General features: G+C 36.5%; 15 protein-coding genes. 8 read left to right on the top strand and 7 right to left on the bottom strand.

What is annotated here, in order from left to right:
• Positions 1–121: 121 nt before the first annotated feature.
• The 3 genes from MM213_RS00075 to MM213_RS00065 all read right to left on the bottom strand — a co-directional run bounded on the left by MM213_RS00075 (position 122) and on the right by MM213_RS00065 (position 3,492).
• On the bottom strand, positions 122–1,255 hold the full coding sequence (locus MM213_RS00075; protein WP_241409217.1) for a hypothetical protein: 1,134 nt from the start codon (positions 1,253–1,255) through the stop codon (positions 122–124).
• Between the two features lie 588 nt (positions 1,256–1,843).
• Entirely contained in the window at positions 1,844–2,314 is a 471-nt protein-coding gene (locus tag MM213_RS00070; protein WP_241298240.1) for a JAB domain-containing protein, read from the bottom strand.
• A gap of 497 nt (positions 2,315–2,811) precedes the next feature.
• Positions 2,812–3,492: a Crp/Fnr family transcriptional regulator gene (locus MM213_RS00065; protein WP_241298238.1), complete on the bottom strand. Its 681-nt coding sequence runs from the start codon at positions 3,490–3,492 to the stop codon at positions 2,812–2,814.
• A gap of 144 nt (positions 3,493–3,636) precedes the next feature.
• Here MM213_RS00065 and MM213_RS00060 point away from each other — a divergent pair, with 144 nt between their 5' ends.
• From MM213_RS00060 to MM213_RS00040, 5 genes are all read left to right on the top strand, one after another.
• The gene (locus MM213_RS00060) at positions 3,637–4,257 is read left to right on the top strand and encodes a hypothetical protein (RefSeq protein ID WP_241298236.1); all 621 of its coding nucleotides are present in this window, start codon (positions 3,637–3,639) and stop codon (positions 4,255–4,257) included.
• Complete coding sequence (locus tag MM213_RS00055; protein WP_241298234.1) at positions 4,254–4,868, top strand: hypothetical protein; 615 nt, start codon at positions 4,254–4,256, stop codon at positions 4,866–4,868. The genes MM213_RS00060 and MM213_RS00055 overlap by 4 nt, the downstream gene beginning before the upstream one ends.
• 50 nt (positions 4,869–4,918) lie before the next feature.
• The gene (locus MM213_RS00050) at positions 4,919–5,533 is read left to right on the top strand and encodes a hypothetical protein (RefSeq protein ID WP_241298232.1); all 615 of its coding nucleotides are present in this window, start codon (positions 4,919–4,921) and stop codon (positions 5,531–5,533) included.
• A gap of 528 nt (positions 5,534–6,061) precedes the next feature.
• The gene (locus tag MM213_RS00045) at positions 6,062–6,475 is read left to right on the top strand and encodes a MauE/DoxX family redox-associated membrane protein (RefSeq protein WP_241298230.1); all 414 of its coding nucleotides are present in this window, start codon (positions 6,062–6,064) and stop codon (positions 6,473–6,475) included.
• Between the two features lie 274 nt (positions 6,476–6,749).
• Positions 6,750–7,019: a DUF6520 family protein gene (locus MM213_RS00040; RefSeq protein ID WP_241298228.1), complete on the top strand. Its 270-nt coding sequence runs from the start codon at positions 6,750–6,752 to the stop codon at positions 7,017–7,019.
• A gap of 42 nt (positions 7,020–7,061) precedes the next feature.
• On the opposite strand, the gene MM213_RS00035 is transcribed toward MM213_RS00040, so the two are convergent.
• The 4 genes from MM213_RS00035 to MM213_RS00020 all read right to left on the bottom strand — a co-directional run bounded on the left by MM213_RS00035 (position 7,062) and on the right by MM213_RS00020 (position 14,291).
• Positions 7,062–8,429 (bottom strand): RagB/SusD family nutrient uptake outer membrane protein, encoded by a 1,368-nt coding sequence (locus tag MM213_RS00035; RefSeq protein ID WP_241298226.1) that lies wholly within the window; start codon positions 8,427–8,429, stop codon positions 7,062–7,064.
• Between the two features lie 43 nt (positions 8,430–8,472).
• Positions 8,473–11,694: a SusC/RagA family TonB-linked outer membrane protein gene (locus tag MM213_RS00030; RefSeq protein WP_241298224.1), complete on the bottom strand. Its 3,222-nt coding sequence runs from the start codon at positions 11,692–11,694 to the stop codon at positions 8,473–8,475.
• A 15-nt stretch (positions 11,695–11,709) separates the two neighbouring features.
• Positions 11,710–13,002, bottom strand: coding sequence for a TlpA family protein disulfide reductase (locus tag MM213_RS00025; RefSeq protein WP_241298222.1), 1,293 nt, complete (start codon positions 13,000–13,002; stop codon positions 11,710–11,712).
• Between the two features lie 1,082 nt (positions 13,003–14,084).
• Positions 14,085–14,291 (bottom strand): hypothetical protein, encoded by a 207-nt coding sequence (locus tag MM213_RS00020; protein WP_241298220.1) that lies wholly within the window; start codon positions 14,289–14,291, stop codon positions 14,085–14,087.
• A 426-nt stretch (positions 14,292–14,717) separates the two neighbouring features.
• Here MM213_RS00020 and MM213_RS00015 point away from each other — a divergent pair, with 426 nt between their 5' ends.
• The 3 genes from MM213_RS00015 (at position 14,718) to MM213_RS00005 (ending at position 18,186) form a co-directional block, all read left to right on the top strand.
• Positions 14,718–14,978 carry a helix-turn-helix transcriptional regulator gene (locus MM213_RS00015; protein WP_241298218.1) on the top strand — a complete coding sequence of 87 codons (261 nt, stop codon included), beginning with the start codon at positions 14,718–14,720 and terminating at the stop codon, positions 14,976–14,978.
• 557 nt (positions 14,979–15,535) lie between these two features.
• Positions 15,536–16,777, top strand: coding sequence for a hypothetical protein (locus MM213_RS00010; protein WP_241298216.1), 1,242 nt, complete (start codon positions 15,536–15,538; stop codon positions 16,775–16,777).
• A gap of 440 nt (positions 16,778–17,217) precedes the next feature.
• On the top strand, positions 17,218–18,186 hold the full coding sequence (locus MM213_RS00005) for a DUF4062 domain-containing protein (protein ID WP_241298214.1): 969 nt from the start codon (positions 17,218–17,220) through the stop codon (positions 18,184–18,186).
• Positions 18,187–18,852 lie beyond the last annotated feature (666 nt).

Raw genomic sequence — 18,852 nt, 5'->3', positions numbered from 1 at the left:
TTGACTCAAAGATTTAATGTTATTGCATTTTTCTAAGAGATTCATTATCAACGATGTTATTTTCATTTCTTCTTAAATTAATTTCTTGAATAATTCCCAAATTCTAATCAGATATTTGCAACTAGTTGGTGTTAAAAGTGAAGCCCATTTTTATGAGAAAAGCCGATCCCTGTAAACTTTTTCTATTTCTAAAGAGTGGATTCCAATCCATTTGGACAGTTGAATTAACTTTCGAAAACAATGTTATTTCTTTACCAGCGCTTAAATTGAATTCGTTTACAAAACCGATATACTCTAAATCATTTCTTTTCGAATCAGGTATAAATTCTAGATAATTCCTTTCATACAATCCTTGAACATACCAATTTGAAAAGATGTATTTCCTCAATCCGAAGTTGCCTCCGTAACCCTTTCTTAAGACGTGTGGTTTCTTAGGATTTCCTCCTCTATAACTGACTCCTAAGAGACTGTAAAAATTGGGGAGTATTCGATATGAAATAGAACCTTGAATAAGTGATGATATTGAAATACCATCATTTAAATTATACATGAATCCAAGCTTAATTCTTTCTTTTTCTGGAGTTGATTTTAAAGTAGGTTTAGCTTGAACAATCACCTCTTTAAACTCGATGTTCTCAAAGCCGACTTTCCTGTTTATCCTACTCAAAACAGCTTCTTTTGATTCCTTTGTGGTTTCTTCAAAATAAGCTGCTGATCCTTCAAAATTTTCAAAAAAGGATGTATGGCTTTCTCCATTTTCATGAATCAATTTATTGCTCGACAAATTTCCTATTTGAAGCTCTTCTGATAGAGTTGACATTTTTTCCTTAAAAGCAGAATTGAAACTTGCTTGGGTACCGTTTAAAAAACCATTAAGATCTTCTTTTGTGAAATCACTCTCAAGGCCCATTTTTGCCTGTTCAAAAATCTGTGGATGGACAAAGTTTCCATCTCCGGAATTATCGATATTTCCCGACAACCCATCAAGAAACTTTTGCTGGGTATCGAGTTGGTTTTTGAGAAGAACCCTAATACTGTCTTTGTTATATTGCTGGAATGAACTGTCAGAAGCAATTTCCAAGAAATTGTTTAGTCTATTGTTGATATGCTCATATTCAGATTTTACCTTATCAAAATCAGTTATCCTGTCAGCAATAGAAGTTTTGTTTGGAGCTTTGTTTAAAAGATCAGGGGCGTAGTTGGCCCCTTTTGATTTGAGTTTATCAAGTTGACCGTAACATCTTTCTGAATTCAAAAAGCTTGATACAAGAAACAAAATAAAAAACCATTTTATCAGTCTGTGTTTTGTGAAATAAAAGTAAAAGTGATCCATATCAAGTGATGCTAATTGACTATGCTTATTCTGGACCCATAAGACAAACCATAAGCAGTATTTATAAAATATTTTATTGTATAAAATAATAAATAGCAACCCAAATTTGGATCATATAGATAACAACCAAATTTTATAAAAATCTGGAAATAAAAAAATACCTACTAGTAGGTATTTTTTAAATCAAAAAAATTCCGTAACTATCTGAATTTTAGCAACTAAAGTAATTTAACTTTTGAATACATTAAATTGTATTTTAAATAAATAAGAAATTATTTCATTTTTCCGTGAAAAAAGTGTAAAATTTTTATTTGGAAAAAGACCTTAAAAAAAGTTTAAAATTTTTTCAAAATATATTTTTTTCAAAGAAATCAACTGGAGTTTCGAAGAATCTGATCCCACTTTTTTAATAGATATGAACGAGTTTGCTTCAAATTGATTGTGTTAATTAAAACTAATTTTTTTCATTAAAAAGTAATCCTTCATTTAAGTAACGACCAAAAAGAGAGGTCATATCAACCCCTCGTCTGCAAATGAATAGTAGCTTTCTGCTGTCAGGATTATATGGTCTAAGACAGTTATGTCAAAGAGTTTGCAGGCCTCCTTGATCTTTCCTGTCAACCTCCTATCCTGCTCTGAACTTTTCAGGTTTCCACTCGGGTGGTTATGTGCTAATATCACTCCGGCACAGTTTCCTTTGATCACTGCTGCCATCAACAGTTTGACATCTACGGTTACACAGCTTGTTCCGCCTTTTGCAATGTTGCAGATCCCGATCACCTTGTTACACCTGCTTACCAGCATTAACTTGAATTCTTCTATAAACCCAAGGTTATCCTCATCCCAGTTTTCACGAAGCAACCTGCTTGCATCCTGTGAACTGTTGATTTTAGGCATTAATGAAGGTTTTACCTTGTGGCTGTATGATAGTTTGATTTCTGCCACCTGATTGTCTTGAAATTTTCTGATTACCGTTTCCATAACATGTTCATTAAAGTTTTGAATTTGATTATGGTGCGGCATCAGCCTTTTTGCCAATCAAGACCAAGGGGCAAAGGAATAAATGAAGGGATGGCGGTAAGGCAAGTGTTTATGCCGGAAGCTCTTGGGCGCTACAGCAGGCAAAAGGCTAAACTTGTACTTTAATGGAATGCTTTCTTAAATTGATTTTTTAATCATTCGAATCCTCAAAAATCAAAACTGATCATCAAATCCTGTCACAAATTTTCACAATATTTGTGACTAACAATTTAAAAATTGTCAAAACAAAACACTTAAAACTAACTGGATGCATTCCAAAATCAATCTTGCATAGAGTATAGGAATTCCCCAATGATTACGTAAAATAATATACCCTTCTCCTCTATCTTAGAAAATGGAAAGGGTGAAAAAAAATCATAACAGACCGCTCTTGTTAGCATTTCACATTAGAAAATAGAACAACTACATAAAACACCTATACTGCTTATTTGAAAAAATCAAAACACCTCTTTTTTCCTTTTGGCAATATTTGCTTGGCTAGTTTTAAAAATATATGCCAAATCTTTGTTGGAAAGGTGCATCATCTCATTGGCATATTGTGACTTTAGTTTTTTAAGACTTTCATCCAAGGGAAGTTCTGCGAGCTTGTTCCATGCCACTGTATCCTCAAAAGAAATCCTGGTCAATTTACTTGCCAATTCTTTAAATACAGGAAGGTCTTTCAACAACTTATCTTCTATATCCTTTTTGAGCTCAAATACACAAACATAGGTGATTGCCTTGATGTAAAAGCCGGATTTTTCCCCATTGAAGTAGGCATCCATATCGGAAGCTATTTTACCTGGTCCAAAAACCCTTATCCTGAAATCCCTACCTGAATTGGCAGGCCACTGTTGTGCAACCCAGCCTTTGCTTACATACCTTGCAAACAGTTCCTGTTCTCCCACATCCCTAATGATTGTTCCCTTTTTATAATTACAGATCCTGATATAAGGAAGGAGAAGTTCATAGTCCTTCTCTTTAAGATCAATCAAATGATCAAACTCTTTTTTAAGCGATTTTGTCCATATAACTTTCCCCATGTTTCTTCCTCTATAAAGGACTTGCCTCCAACCCAAAAGCAATCCAAATTTTTCTCCATAAGGTTTTAAATTTATCCTGTTTGATATATTTTCCAAATTTAAAACCAACTAATTATCATAATTTACCAAATAAACTCCGTGGAAAGCTTATTAGGTAAATGACAGTAAAACCCGATCCGATAATTTTCATCTAAAAATCTGCTTTTCTATTTTAGTCCTGGAAGCAAATCCCACTAAAAAATGAAAAACTTGAATACAGGACTTTCTGAAAAGGTTTTTATGGATGATAGTTGGTATCAAATCCTTGAAAGTCACACCGGAAACACTCATTTCAGTATGGAAAAATATCAGAACGGATACTTTTTCTATACCTATGAATACAAAAAATCTTTCTTTTTAGATGAATCCTTATTGCAAGACTATGAATGTAGGATTTCATTGATTCCCCATCCTGACGTCAAACTTCAAAAAAACCATCCTTTAGAGGAACTCAGAGATGCTTCCATTGAAATGTCCCTACATGGTAAATTCATTTGGCACGAATTGGAATCACCTCCTGGCCTTTTAGCGTATTGGAATACTTCATGCAAATACTTTCTGGAAGACAAAGGCAAACATGGGTATGTGTTGAGGTTCTTTTGGATTGTTGACAAATTCAGATATGATTATGGACTACTTTTCTTGGGTATCCCCCGTTCAAATTTTGACTTGACCTTATCCCAATTGGTAAAGTTTTTATTGTTCACCAAAGCCGAAAGTTTGGAGGATATCACCTCAATCGGTAAAAAATCCATAAAGGAATTCTATTCAGTTTTCTCCGAAGCCGGCATTACCCTTGATCCAAAAAATTATACCCTATGAAAACTCCCAATTATCACCCTATGCTTCTTTTGAGATACGAGGCCTGTAAATTCAACTTCGATTCATTTGAGAATGATCAGTTTACCTATTCCATAGATCATCAAGACTATTCTTTTTCCGATGAATCTGTATCCTTTACAGCAAAAGAGGGACAAGAAGTTTTAAAATCAATTTCACTCAATGACCTTTTCGAAATAAGCAGGGAATACCCAAAATTCCATGTGGATTATGAATTCCTAATCAATCCAGTCACCGAGTTCTCACATTACTGGAAAGATTCTTTTGTCGATTTTCTTCGGCTAAAAGAAAAGGAAATGGGCTTTGAGGTTGCATGTTCACTCAGGAGGTTGGTAGCTGCTAGTCGAAGACTAGAAAAGATTAAATCAATCTACGATTTAAAACTATACCAAGCTCTTTTCATTATTTGCGAAAGTGGCACTGATTCATTGAAGGCAGTATCAGGAGAATGTTTTCAGGAAGCACTCCAATTTCTCAACAACCATAAAATCTATATAATAGGACAAAGCAATGCCACCGAAATCTGGTCTAGAACCAAAATCAGCCGTGCTTTACCTAAAAAACAAAAAAAGGAAACCAAAAATAACAAATAGAAAATTCCAGTCAAACCAAAAATTCCAACTCAAAAAAACACGATCACGCCATGCAAAAGCCAGCAACAAAACCTTTACCAATGACCCTGTTGGATGATAAAAAATACAAAATCGTACTCAGTAATACACGAGATAAATACCTTCAATTCGAAAGATACTACAATGGCGTTTTTGAATATTCATTTAGCAAGTGTTTGACATGGGAAAGTAAACAGACCAAGCAAGAGCCGCTATGCCTGATATCCATTATACCGGTTATTGGTACCAAATTGAATCAAAGGCACTCGCTTGCAGAACTGAAACAACAATCCATGAAATTGTTTATTTGTGACAGGGTTAACTGGAAAACGGCTACACCACAACAACATTTATCACGATACTGGAATTCACCATGTATTCACTTTCTTGGAGATCGCTTGATTGACAGATACTCATATATGATTTTAAATACAATATCCAGTTTGGGATATGATGGAAAACGGCTCGTCTTGGGCATTCCCAACAATGGGTCTAAGATTACGCTTGGTGACTTGGTTAAATTACTCTCCTTCACAAACCCCAAGGAACTTCTTGGGTTCAGGAATGTTGGCCCAAAAAAAACAGCCCATCTATACTCAATATTTTCAAAGGCCGGTATTTCTTTGGATCCGAAGAATTACCTATGACCAAGAAAATCGGTATTTTATCACTGCATCTATAAACAATCCATTCTAGGTAGAAGACATTAAGAAAACACCAAGAGCAAGATTTCCATTGTTTATTTTCTGATGTAACACCTGAAATTTTTCGATTATCAAAAAGGTAGGAAAACCAATCCCTCCAATACCCATTGGCTTCAATGGCAATCTTCCAGATTGGCAGCTCTATTCCCCACGACATCCCAATAATTAAGTCCCACTTTTAGGTTTCTGGAGAAAACGTATAAAAAACATCCAAAGCATTTCAAAGTCAGGAAAAAAAGAACAAACAAAATTTTATTCCTTCTTATAAAAAAATATGTAGAAATCAACTCTATTTCTATCATTTCCGAAATAAGCTTCTAGCTAAGTCTATTTTGAAATTGAAAAAAATTTCCTTCCAAAATATTTTCATCCGAGCAGCCAAGGTTCTAAATTCAATTAAATATCTCAAAAACAAAACCAATTATCTTATTAAAAATGAACTATTTAACCCACATTAAACCAAAGACATTAATGCTACTGACTATAATATCAGTCCTTGTTTTGGTTTGGGTTTATACAGGCATTGGCAAATTGACAGACTTCAACAGTTTCCGGGGAGCGATCCTAAACCAACCATTCCCAAATGACATTGGCGAATATGTAAGTATCCTTATTCCAATCATTGAAGTGGTCTTGGCTATCCTCTTAATCAACACAAGAACCAGAGTTATTGGCTTAGTCGGATCGATTGCCTTGTTGAGTGCATTTTCAACGTATGTGGGTTTGGTTTGGGTAGGTTCATTTGAAAGGGTTCCCTGTGGATGCGCCGGCATCATTGAGCAACTTGGCTGGAAAGCACATTTCATTCTGAACCTAAGTTTATTGATTTTGGCAATGATCGGAATTTTAATGATGACAAGAACAGCGATGTCACCAAAACAATAAAAACCATAATTCAAGAATTTAAAAAAGAGCAGACCTATCAGCTTTGCCTCCAATTGAAGGAAGAAAACACCAAATAAAGAAACTAAAAAAAACAAAAGTAAAAATAAAAAAAACTTAAAAACGCTGCCCGATCCTACGGGGATGATGTACTGGATAGGATCAGCACCAAACCCTGGCAGCAAAAAGGGGAAAGCCGAAAACCCTAATCAGAGTAGGCATTTTAACCACAAACGTTTTTACTGTCTTTTTTGATTGTCAAAAAAAGGAGAGCATCATGAATAATTTAGTAAAACGATTACCCTTGTTTGCCTTCATAGTAGCTGCTGTATTTGCATTTGCTTTTACACAGCCAACTTTGGAATCCCAGAACTCTAAATGGGCAAATGACCCTAACGAGCTTGAGCCTGTTAATATCACAGGTTTACAACTTGGTACACACTACCTTTGTGACGAGGAGCCAGAGGTTGTTTGTACCTATGAAGAGTTCCCGAATGGAATGCGTGTTCCTGATTCAGAAATAGAGGGAATTTACACTCCCCTTTAATCTTTAGAGCGATAAAGGTCTGGCTTAATGCCAGACCTTTTTTCATCTTGGATTTTGTTCCAATCCATAAACTTCAATCTCGTCCAATGGTATTTCAAATGCAAACCTTAAATCCCCCGGTGATAACGTCAGAACTTTTCCATTATGGGTTCTTGTAAGTGTCTCTGCAAATTCGGGCTCAAACGATAAACGTTTCAAATCTGACCATCTAATCCCTCGATGCATGAGACTTTTTCTTCTTTCCATTAATATCACCCTAACCAATTCGGTTTGGTTTGATTCTGAAATAGACTGGAAAGTACCTGTAAGGTATCGATTACCCAAAAATTCATTCATCAATCCCTTGGCCTTATCCAAATCCCCGAGCCTCGCATGGCATTCTGCGGCAATCAGATACAACTCATCATTTGCCAACCCTGTAAATAGCCTTGCATCCCCCATATAAGATCCTCTGAAATTAACCAGACCATGGTTAGGGTTAGGATTGTTGAAATAAAGTCTTTTACGCAAGTCATTTGTTTCAAAGGAGTCATAAAGTTCTGGATTGATTAAGGCATTTGCTGTCACCAGACTTGCTAAAGTCAACATATAGGCATTGAAGACAACTTCTTCATTAAGCCTGACAAAAGGTCTTGTCAATGCTGGGTTAATTTGGTTGTAATCCAAAAGTGTTCTGTTCAAGCCCAAAGCCATTTCTGCATTGTCCAATGCTTCCTGATATAATCCCACATAAAGATAGACTCGTGAAAGCAAGGCATAGGATGCGTTTTTTGAAGGTCTGGTCTTGACAATAGCAAAATCAGGAAGCAATTCCAATGAAGTTTCAAGGTCTGAAATTATTGCTTCCAAATTTTCGATCAATCGTGCCCTTGAAGAAATAAGGTTTACATTGGATGAATTCCTTATTGGAATTCCCAAGCCTTGGTCATTTACACCTGCTCTGTATGGTTGGCAAAAAACCCTCATCAGGTTAAAATGGTTGTAAGCCCTATAAAAAAGTGCAGATCCCTTAAGGTCATTGAATTCTTCGGACTGAAACTGTTGTACTGAAATCAATTCAAGTTGATCCAAAACTACGTTTGAATAGAATATCTGTTCATATGGCCTTCTCCAATCCGGATTTGAAGCCCCTTCAAAAATATCATTTTCCCAAAGATAGGCATTCCTTACAGCGATAGGAAGGTTATTGACAACCTGTTCCAAAACAATAAAATTGTCTGCTGTCACCTCATGATACGCAGGGTCTTGGGACATAACATTTACATCATTGTCCAAAAGTGCCCTTAAATCCTCAATAGATTCGGGAACTACCATATTGAGATCAGGCTTTTCATCCAAAAAACCTGAGCATCCCATTGCCAACCATCCAAATATCAACAAGTAGTTAATTGTATTTTTAATTTTATCCATTTGATTTTCCTTTTGTTTAATGATTCTCTCTTTATAATGGCTCTTAGAGGTCTATGACCAAACCTAGGGCAACTGACCTCGGAGGACTTATGGTTCTGAAGTCAGGGTCCAATGGATCATTTGATGCCTTCCATAAAAGTCCAATATTGTTGATATAAGCATAAACTTGTGCTCTTTTGAAAGCAAGTTTATTGAATTGTGGTATGGAGTATGCCAATCGTAAATCCTGCAACCTTACATGATCCCCCCTCTCTACCAGGGCTGAGGAAAAATTGTATGCATAATCCCTGTTAATATTGGCCACCATAGGCATTGAAGGTACATCAGTAAACAACTCATCCCCTTCAGTTTGCCATCTCATTGTATAGTCGGGATGACCTCCAGATGCGTTCAAAATAGAATTATAGTAAACAGACTCCCTTCTGTAATAATACCCAAGTCTATAAGTGATATTTGCAGAAAGGCTCCAATTATTAAAATTGAATTCATTCCTGAACGAGCCAAAATGAGTAGGCCTGGCCGAACCATGGAAAGTCAAATCCTCAATCTGACTTTGGTTGATAATGGCAGCGTACTCTTTGCTTGGTTCACCATCTACAAATACCATCGGATCACCATTCCCAGGATCCAACCCTGCCCATGGGAAGCTATAGATGGCATACATTGGCCTTCCCGTAACAGGTATGGGCAATTCCTGTCCAAATCCCGCACCATGTCTAAGGATTGATACCAAATTCCCCTGAATCTCATATTCTCCAACTTTTTCGGATACATGGGAATGGAATGCTACTAAATTCCATTTCAGTTTCCGATCCATTATCTTGAAATTGAGGTTCAAATCAAAACCTTTTGTATCTGTATCAGCTGTATTCCCCCGAAACCTGATGATACCCGAAGAACCGGGGAATGGAGTTTCGCCAATCAGGTCAAGACCTGTTTTTTGAAAGAACTCAATTGAACCGGATAAAAAATCATTTTTTGTATTGAAGTCAAGTGAGAAATTGTTGATTCTGATCCTCTCCCACCTAAGTTCTGGGTTTGGAGGATTGGTAATCACACCATAAAGAAGGTTTGAAATATTGCTGACCCCCAGCCTACGTGCCGTTGTAAATGCAGAAAGGCTTTTTTCTATATTCCCATTGTATCCAAAGGTATATCTAAGCCTTAGAAAGGGAAGGGCATCCTTGAATGGATAAAAGGGTTCTTCCGAAATGTTATAGGAAACCCCGGCGGAATACAAAGGAACTCCCCTTAGGTTTGACTCAACACCAAAGATGTTTGATTGGTCTTTTCTCGCACTCCCAGTGATGGTAAACCTATTGTCATAAGAGTAGGCAAAATTCCCGAAATAACTAAAAAACCTATCTGTCAAACCCTGAATAAAATCACCTGTGGGAATTGACTGTAATTGAAAGGGAAAATGATACATTGGAAATTGCGTCAAATGGTCCACTGGCTGGGAAACACCAATCCTATCACTGTAGCCGTAGTAAGTGAATCCATTTGAAATGGAACCCAAAGACTTTACCTCTGTTCCTGCAAGGGCGCTAACATGGGACTTTCCCAATGAACGGTCATACCGTACCTGTGTTCTGAATTGGTGCGAATGGGATGTTTGCAATCCCCCATTGAAAACACCACCAAATGGGATGTTCCTTAAGATCGAACCATCGGGCTGCAATTCAGAAAACCTATTGACCAAATCTCTGGCAAAGTAACTATCTGGGCTATAATGGGTATTGCTTTTTCCAAATGCTGTCCAATATTGATATTGGATTTCAGCATTAAATCCTGTAAAGAATTCATAGCCCGAATTGAAGTTCAGCCTAATATCCCTATTCACAGAATTATTTTCCTGAAGAGTCCTGTCCAATAAGGGAATATAAGACCAATCCAACAAGCCCAATTCCCCACTCTGCCGAACAAAAGATTGGCGGTAGTCCTTGGTAATGGCAATCGGGTTACCTTGTTCATCTACCAGTCTGGTATAAGGAAGTATTGGTGTACCAGCTTCCATCCGTAAGCTTTGAAGGTTCAAGTCTTGCCTATTTTGGCTTGTCTGAACATAATACAACCCCAAAGAGGTTTTCCATCGGTTTTTTGCCAAACTCCAATCCTGTTTTGCCGATAATGAAAATCTATTCCGATCCCTTCCCACCAATTCTTCGCTATTCTGATCCCATCCTGCTGAAACCAAATACCTTTGAAGCTCATTTCCACCTGAAACCTGTAGGTAATATTGAGCATCCATTCTACCTCTGTACAGATAGTTGGCCATATCTTCCCTGACATCATTTCCTTCCAAACTTTGGATTCTTTGGTTGGCTTCACCAGATGTAATCACCCCGTCCCTTTCCTGAACCAATGTCTCTACCACCGGTGACAAAGGCCTATTGTCAAATGAATTCTCCCTGCCAATATAAAATCCATTTTCAAACAACTGTCTTTCAATAGCTATGTAATCGGAAGCTGCCATGGTGGGCTGATAGAATAAATCAGGTTTTTCTGAAAAAGTATGGTTTGCCCTGAAAGTTACACTTGGACTCGGTTGGGTCTTGCCCTTTTTGGTGGTTATAACAATGACTCCATTACCTGCTCTCGCTCCCCATATAGATGCTGCGGCAGCATCCCTCAAAACAGTAATGGATTCAACATCATTTGGGTTTAGCAATTCGATAGGCCCATCGTATGGGAAATTATCAATAATTATCAATGGTGAGGTATTGGCAAAAAGTGTACTTCTTCCCCTAATACTGATCTGTTCGGCATCGGGACCCACACGGTTAAAAATCAAACCCGGTGTCACATCTGCCAGTCTGGAAAGGATATCTGGAGCCACTGGACGGTCAACCATCTCTTGGTCTAAAGAGACAAATGAGCCTGTTGCCCTTTCTTTTGAAATTTCTTGATATCCCGTGGCATAAACCTCCACTCCATCAAGTTGCATTTCCTTTGTTTTTAATTCAAATTCAAGAACGCCTGACATCGGAACAGAAAATTCCAAATACCTTACCTCATACCCCATAAAGTTGGCTTCCAACTCATAATTTCCATCAGGAAGTGTCAATTCGAATTTACCTTCAGCATTGCTTAGTGTTCTTATTTCCGTATCCAGCACAGCAATCAATACGCCAGGTAAAGTCTCTTTGGACTCTGAGTCAACAACAATACCAATTAGCTTACTGCCAATGTTTGTTTGGGCTTGAATAGTAAATACAATACCCCAACAAAGCAAACATAATATTATTCGTAAATTTTTCATCATAAATAGATTTTGGGGTTAAGGGTTCTTTGGTTTATCCATAATGGTCAAAACCTCTAAATTTCTTTTTTCCCTGACCAAGGCCAAACCATAAGCTTTAAGTGCTTGGTTGATTTGGTCAGGATCAGATGCAGAAGTTTCCAAAGTCATTGTAATTGGATAATCAATGCCTGTTTCATCAATCAATGGCATTTCCAAATGCTGAAGCCATTTGGCCTCCAAAGCATGCGTAAAGGCATACAGATAGCTATTTTCCAAAGCAAACCCACCATGGCTTTGCTCGAAGATATAGTCACCGGAAGATTCTTTGGGAATAGCTTGTCCCTCTACCCTCTTGAGTACCCAAACTTCCCTCTCTTTTTCAAGTAGTCTGGCTTCAAATTCAGGGAATGCCCTTGATATATCGTCTCTCATAAAGGCGAATGCATCTTCTTTTTGTGCAACAGGAACAGCCAATTCATAACAGTAGGTATTTCCTTTATCCACCCAGTCTTTGGCTGACAATTCAGAATATTTTGGTGATACATTATGGGCATTTTTGGAAATCACTTCCACCCTTGAATGGGCTATATAACCTCCCAGATCCCTATATGCCAATTTAAAAATAGAAGCCAAGGTTAGATTGGTCACAGATATTCTATAATGGTGACCTTCTTCAACAATCTTATATCCAGACCTGATGCCAACAATCCTGGGAGCCCAGACAGAAAAAAGCATTGGCGCTTTGCCATTAATCTGTTCATTTTCAAAAAATAAAGATCTAGCATCATCATATTCTTGATAAGCCACTTTATTGGGTAATGGAACTTCCATATTTTGTAGGTAAAGACCGATTCTCTCAGCGGTAACCATTTCGCCGTTGGTCGAAGTGAGATAATTTCCTTTTGCATCTAACCAGACATAGTGTGGCAATGTCTTGTGTGGAAAAATGTGTCGCAACACTTCATCTCCATAAATCATGGGCTTTTTGATATTCTTGAGCTTGGGAATCCTTGAAAACACCTTTTCAACATCCTCTTTACTTTGATACGTCACAGGTAGAATCACCAAGTCTTCCCCAAATGCCTTGTCCAAGCTATCCAACTTCGGAAAACTTGCCACACATGGAGCACACCAAGTCGCCCAAAAGTCCAGGATCAAAAGCTTGCCCCTGTAATCAGAAAGCAATATTTCACCTGAAGGATGGTTCAATACATTTTCAAACTTCAGGTTGGGAATCTGATCCCCAATATCGAGAGGCTCAAGTTTCTCCTGCCCGAAAGCATAAAAAGACAGCAGCATTATAATCAGTAATGTTATTTGTTTCTTCATCTTTTTAATCAATTAGTTGTCAGTTAGTTTAGTCGTTTGATCAAATCCCTTTATGATCATAATATTGATAAAAGGTCTTGGGTCAGAATCATGATCTGTTGAAATATCTGTCTTCATAGTTACTTTGGGTTATTTGTTATTAGTAGATTGAGTTATCAGTGGATTGGTGTATTGGAGTAATTGGTTGATTTGTCTTATCAGTTTTAAATCTTTTAGCGAACTTTCTAATTTCCTTAAGAAAAGGAGGCCGGCAGTTTAGAGAGTGGAATCAGAGCCAGCCTGGGGAGCTATGGAGAGCACTCCCCCACTCCGCCGTCCAGTAGCATCGTCACCTTCTGTGTCTCCGTACTACTTGGGTTTATATTCATCGCTTAACCTTATGAAGAAAGTTGGACGGGGAGGCCCTGGGGATTGTAGATTTAAGATTTAAAATCTCAGATTTTAGATTGGGGGTCTGGTGTATTTCATAGGGAACTGAGATTTGAAGATTGGAATATTGAAAGATTAGGTTATTGGTTGAATAGGTTATCAGTTTTAGGGGCAGTCACATCGACCAAAGGGGCCTGTCCCGCAGACTTGTGGGAAGATGTCTCGTACTAGTATTCTTTACTAAAGCACTTTATTATTGTCTTTCTTCTCGTCTCTCGCATCTCAAGAAAAACCCCAGCGCAGTGCGCAGCAATGTGGACCGCTGCCAACCAGTTTAGCATCACTTGTTTTTAGGGTTAGAAATTGAAGACACTGGCCGGGGTTGTGACTTTAAATCTTTGATCTAAAATTTTAAATTTTAGATTTGACATACAAGTATCCTTTGATCATCTTGGGGATGAATGAGGCTTTACTTTTCACTTCGTTCTTGGTCTATGAATCCTTTCTTGTAAAAAGGGCATAGTTGTATCACGCTAGAAAAACTTTAGTTTTTTCCAGCTGGTACGGGAACAAGGAAAAATTCCTGATGACTATTAAATGGGGATCTTTCCGGTGGTGCTTCTGCAGTAGCTATAGGATCGGAAAGGTGGAGAGCATATCCATGGTGTATTGACCTTGGAAAAATGTGCCCAAAAGATATGGAAATAATAGGTTTAGATAGGGTTCTTTGGCTTGCGCTCAAAAAGGATGTCGAAGGCTGAGAGGCCTAAGTCTCTATTTGGTTTGAGGGATTGTGTCTGATCAAACTGATAGATTTTTCCTGACTCTGATTGCAAAGTTAACAGGCACACCCCTACCATTCCAAAAATGTCGGAATAGGTTATGATGATCAGGTGGCTGTATATTTTGCTCGCTTTCATGAAAGTAATATTCGTGCAAGCCTTTTAAAAAAAAGTAAAATCTAACCTAAAAAGGGTTAGCAGCTCACTTTCATCTATGCCATAGAGGTTCTGGTAAACCTATTTGTATGCAAGACACAAACTCCCGCAGAGATATTAAGTAAGCGCCAACCCTATAAATACAAATATAGGAGTTTGGCGCATCACTCACACTCGCGGGGATGAAATTTACCAGATTTCTATGGCGAGGCTCGTATGCAATTCATTCCTAGGAATGAATCCAAATTCTGACTTTAATAATTAATTCAAAGATAATAAAATTTAACTATTAGACAAATTAATTTAACTATTAATTACATTTTTATAATCAATGATTTTATAATTACTTGTTTTTCAGTTTTTTACAATTTGTATATTTGAATATCGTATCGTTTAATTTTGTAAGAAGTGGATAAAAAAATATACAGGATTGCAAGTTTACTAGCGGATCATGGTCTTGATAATAAGGATTTGGCAGAATTGATAAAAGTGTCTGATACTACAGTGACTAAATGGTGTAAGCATCATGCTCAACCATCACGGGATAATATATACAAAATATGTAAAGTCTTAAAAGTAAATCCAAAAGATCTGGTTGTCACTTTCAAGTGGCCTGATGGCCCTTCAGAAGCTGAAATTTTTCTTAGTGAGAAGAAGAAAAATAGGTAATGGTAGAAGTTATCACTTATTTAAATGACGCCAATAAACAAGATATCAAAGGAAATGACAGGAGAGTTGTTTATAATCACCAATTACTTTTTAAACCCCTTTTAAATGGGGCTTTTCTGTTTGAGAGAGAATGTATGTATAGGATGCCTTTTACTTTTTGTCTTAACAAAAAAAGTAACAAAAAAGTCAAGATAGAAATATCTTAGCCGCCCACATGGGAGGAAATTCCGGATCTCCGTCGTCCTGCCCGCATCAGGCGGTTTGTAGTAGAAGAGGAAGGTGCAGAAAGTTGTTATTATTACCGTGAATTTTTTGAAAGCTTCTTTTGGGACTGCTTCTTTTCTTGAAAAATATCCTGTTGTCGGTATTTTATGTTTGAGGGGGATTTGGTAAGTTTGGAGAAATACTTATACGTTTTACTACATTTATGTCCTAAGTGTGGTTTATCTGAATGATATCAGAGATGTAAACAATGATAGAACTTCTTTTTTTAAAGTGATAAACCTAAATTAACGACTACAATTGCAGGATATATTGTAAAACTAGATAAAAACAGAATGCATTCTTTTAATGGTAGAAACACTGAGAGATTTGCAGAACCTGTGTCAGAATTTTCACACTCAAGAAATGTTCCTTTGGTTTGCTTTATCATAAATGTAGAAGGTGATATTACTCATATTGGACTTGGGAAAAGAGGGGTTCGTGCAGGAACTGACCTTCGAAGGTTGAATATTTATGATATATTCGAATTAGAGAATGAAATCTCAGCACAATCAATTGCAGAATCTACACCTTCTAGATTTAAAAGTTATCTTTTAAATCGTACTGAAAATGGTGGCTTAATTGCCACAAAAAGTTTCGAGGAATTTCTAAGTATTTTCTTAGAAAAAGCAGAAGATGCTAAATACATACTAAATAAATATTCAAAGGAAAGAAAAATCAGAATAGCACAATTATCTAAGTTAGCAAAAAGAAATTTAGCAGAACAAAAAGAGGCTGTTTTAACTGCAATGAACATTGCTGGTATAAATAAAGAAGAGCTTCAAGGTTGGGATTTCATTGAAACTGAATCCAGCTCATTTTTAGATGGTATTAATAACCCTAAAATTAGAGAAGACTCTATGATTATAAATGATTTAACTAATTTACCAGGGTTTGACCTGATGAAAAGTTCGAAATTTTCATCATCGGTATTTAAAAATGACAAGACTAAGCTAACTGTTCTATTAGCAAATAGATTACCTCTAGAAGAGCTTTTGGGAACTGATTTTATTTATTATAATGAAGATTTTAAGTGCTTTGTAATGGTTCAATATAAGGTGATGGAAAAGGAAAATGAAAAATTTGTATTTCGACTACCTAATGAACAGTTTACTGAAGAAATAAAAAGGATGGATTCAGTCATGGACATCTTAAGTAAAACGTTAGGAACCGAAGATATTCATGATTACCGAATTAACAATATTCCTTTTTATATTAAAATTTGTCCAAGAATTGAATTTCATCCAGATAATGTGGGCTTAAGCTCCGGCTTGTACCTTCCAATTGACTATTTAAAATTATTACAGTCAGATAATTCCATATTAGGTAGTAGAGGTGGAAGAGCTATCACCTTTGATAATGTCGGAAGATATATGGACAACACTTCATTTAAATCAATAATTGAAGGTGGCTGGATTGGTACGAATCACAATCAATCACAAGTTCTAGAGCAAATTATTCGAAAGATCTTGGAGAATGGCAGAACAGCAGTTTTTGCAATTAAAAAGGAGATGCAGAGAAATCATGAAATTAATTAAGGAGAAATTAATGATGAAAACGAAATGGATTTTAATAATGAAAAAAAACACTGATTACAGTCAAATAGGTAATAGGAAATTCCAACTACTCTCACATCCTTTTCCGTCATACAGGAGAACTGTATCCAGATACGAAAGAAAGTATGAGCTTCACTCCCACTCCTTAAGGTGCTCTTAGTATTACAGTCGCTTCTGATGGTTTATAGTATAAAAGAGAGGAACAGGAAGTTGTTTGTAATTACCGTGTATTTTCAAAAGCCTCTTTAAAGGGGCTTTTTTTGTTTTTACCTTGAAAAATACCCTGTTGTTGGTATTTTATGTTAAGATCGGAATGGTTATGTTTGGGAAATAAGAAATACCCCCATTATGCAATAGATATGCTATACAGTGCAATAGTTGCAGAGAGTACCCCGTTTGTGGTAATTTGAATAAAAAATAAAATGGCGAAACCTAGAATATTTATTAGCTCCACATTTTACGACTTAAGACAAGTCAGAGCAGATTTAGATTTTTTCATTGAACAAATGGGCTATGACCCAGTGAGAAATGAAGAAGGCGATATACCTTACGGTAAAGAAGAGGCTCTAGAAGAGTATTGCTACAAGGAAATCAAGAATATTGATATTCTAGTTTGTATTATCGGTGGACGATTTGGAAGCGAATCGAAAAGTAATAATAAGTCTTCAATTACCCAGATGGAATTAAAAGCTGCTCTTAGTGAAGGTAAACAAGTTTACACTTTTATAGACTCTAATGTTCTTTCTGAATATGAAACATATTTAATAAATAAAGAAGGGGAAACTAAATATAGATATGTTGATGACAAACGTGTGTATGAATTCATTGAGGAGATAAAATTGCTGAAGGCAAATAACATAATTAAAGGTTTTGAAACTGCATCTGACATAGTCAAATATCTCCGAGAGCAGATGGCGGGTTTGTTTCAACGGTTTTTGGAAGAACAGACAAGAGTTAAAGAAGTAAGTTTGATTAGAGGACTTGAAAAAACTGCTAATACTCTTAATAAATTGGTCAATTTTCTTAGTGATGAAAATAAAGACCAAACAGACGAGATAAATAAGATACTCATGATTAATCATCCTTTAGTAGAGGAATTAAAGGTCAAATTAGACGTAACCTATAACTTTTATTTTGAAGGTCTTGGGGACGTAAAACAACTACTAAAAGCCAGAGGATATGCATATGAAGAGGGATTGCCATTTGGAGAACCCGAACCTTTTCATGAATGGACTAAAAACCAGAACAGAAAGGATCACAAATTGACAATATCAAAAGAAATATTCGAAAGTGATGATCGATTGAAATTCATCAGAAAATCTGATTGGAGTGATGAATATGTATCCCTTGTGGTTATAGAAAAAGAAGAAGATAATGATTTACCTTTTTAAAGAAAAAACTACCACCAGTCGAGGCAAAGGGGAATCCCACCCTAATCCTCTCACAGAGCTGTAGTCTATTTATAAGAAGATATGTTTCACACAATAAACGGGACAGGATCTTCCCGCCTTTGGCCACCACTGGCATCCAGAAAAGTGAGACAAACCAGCTCAAAATTAGTTCCTGCCCGCTTTAAGAGGCTTGTATTAGAGTAGGAAGGAGCAGAAAGTTGTTATAATCACCGTGAACTTTTTGAAAGCCTCTTATATGGAGCTTTTTTTTTGTTTTTACCTTAAAAAATACCCTGTTGTTGGTATTTTATGTTAAGATCTGAATGTTTATGTTTGGAGATAATTCGGATATAGACGCCATCATGGCATCTATCACTCCGAATTGGAATGCTATACGCCATAATGGCGTAGAGAAATCGTTGAACTAAACCTCCTTCGTCGGTAGTATTTACATTATCTTCAAGTGGTTGATTTTTTGGTATTTATCGTAAATTTACACCATGTTAAATCATTAATTTATATCATCATGGAAAAAAAAGTTTGCGTCAAAGGATGTATGAAGAGATGTCTTATCGGCATTACTCTCCAAGAAGTATCAAGACATATCTAAGTCTTGTAAGTGTTGTTTCAGGTCACTTCGGAAAGAGTCCCGATTTGATCAGTATT

Source organism: Belliella alkalica (genome assembly GCF_022549785.1).
GTDB classification, from domain to species: Bacteria; Bacteroidota; Bacteroidia; order Cytophagales; family Cyclobacteriaceae; genus Belliella; species Belliella alkalica.
Note: the sequence above shows the minus strand (reverse complement) of the source record. Positions and strands in the feature narration are given on the sequence as shown.

Excerpts from the sequence above, each read along its gene's own strand:
- MM213_RS00070 (WP_241298240.1), bottom strand. The coding sequence starts at position 2,314 with ATGGAAACGGTAATCAGAAAATTTCAAGACAATCAGGTGGCAGAAATC.
- MM213_RS00060 (WP_241298236.1), top strand. The coding sequence starts at position 3,637 with ATGAAAAACTTGAATACAGGACTTTCTGAAAAGGTTTTTATGGATGAT.
- MM213_RS00055 (WP_241298234.1), top strand. The coding sequence starts at position 4,254 with ATGAAAACTCCCAATTATCACCCTATGCTTCTTTTGAGATACGAGGCC.
- MM213_RS00050 (WP_241298232.1), top strand. The coding sequence starts at position 4,919 with ATGCAAAAGCCAGCAACAAAACCTTTACCAATGACCCTGTTGGATGAT.
- MM213_RS00045 (WP_241298230.1), top strand. The coding sequence starts at position 6,062 with ATGCTACTGACTATAATATCAGTCCTTGTTTTGGTTTGGGTTTATACA.
- MM213_RS00040 (WP_241298228.1), top strand. The coding sequence starts at position 6,750 with ATGAATAATTTAGTAAAACGATTACCCTTGTTTGCCTTCATAGTAGCT.
- MM213_RS00035 (WP_241298226.1), bottom strand. The coding sequence starts at position 8,429 with ATGGATAAAATTAAAAATACAATTAACTACTTGTTGATATTTGGATGG.
- MM213_RS00030 (WP_241298224.1), bottom strand. The coding sequence starts at position 11,694 with ATGATGAAAAATTTACGAATAATATTATGTTTGCTTTGTTGGGGTATT.
- MM213_RS00025 (WP_241298222.1), bottom strand. The coding sequence starts at position 13,002 with ATGAAGAAACAAATAACATTACTGATTATAATGCTGCTGTCTTTTTAT.
- MM213_RS00020 (WP_241298220.1), bottom strand. The coding sequence starts at position 14,291 with ATGAAAGCGAGCAAAATATACAGCCACCTGATCATCATAACCTATTCC.
- MM213_RS00010 (WP_241298216.1), top strand. The coding sequence starts at position 15,536 with ATGCATTCTTTTAATGGTAGAAACACTGAGAGATTTGCAGAACCTGTG.
- MM213_RS00005 (WP_241298214.1), top strand. The coding sequence starts at position 17,218 with ATGGCGAAACCTAGAATATTTATTAGCTCCACATTTTACGACTTAAGA.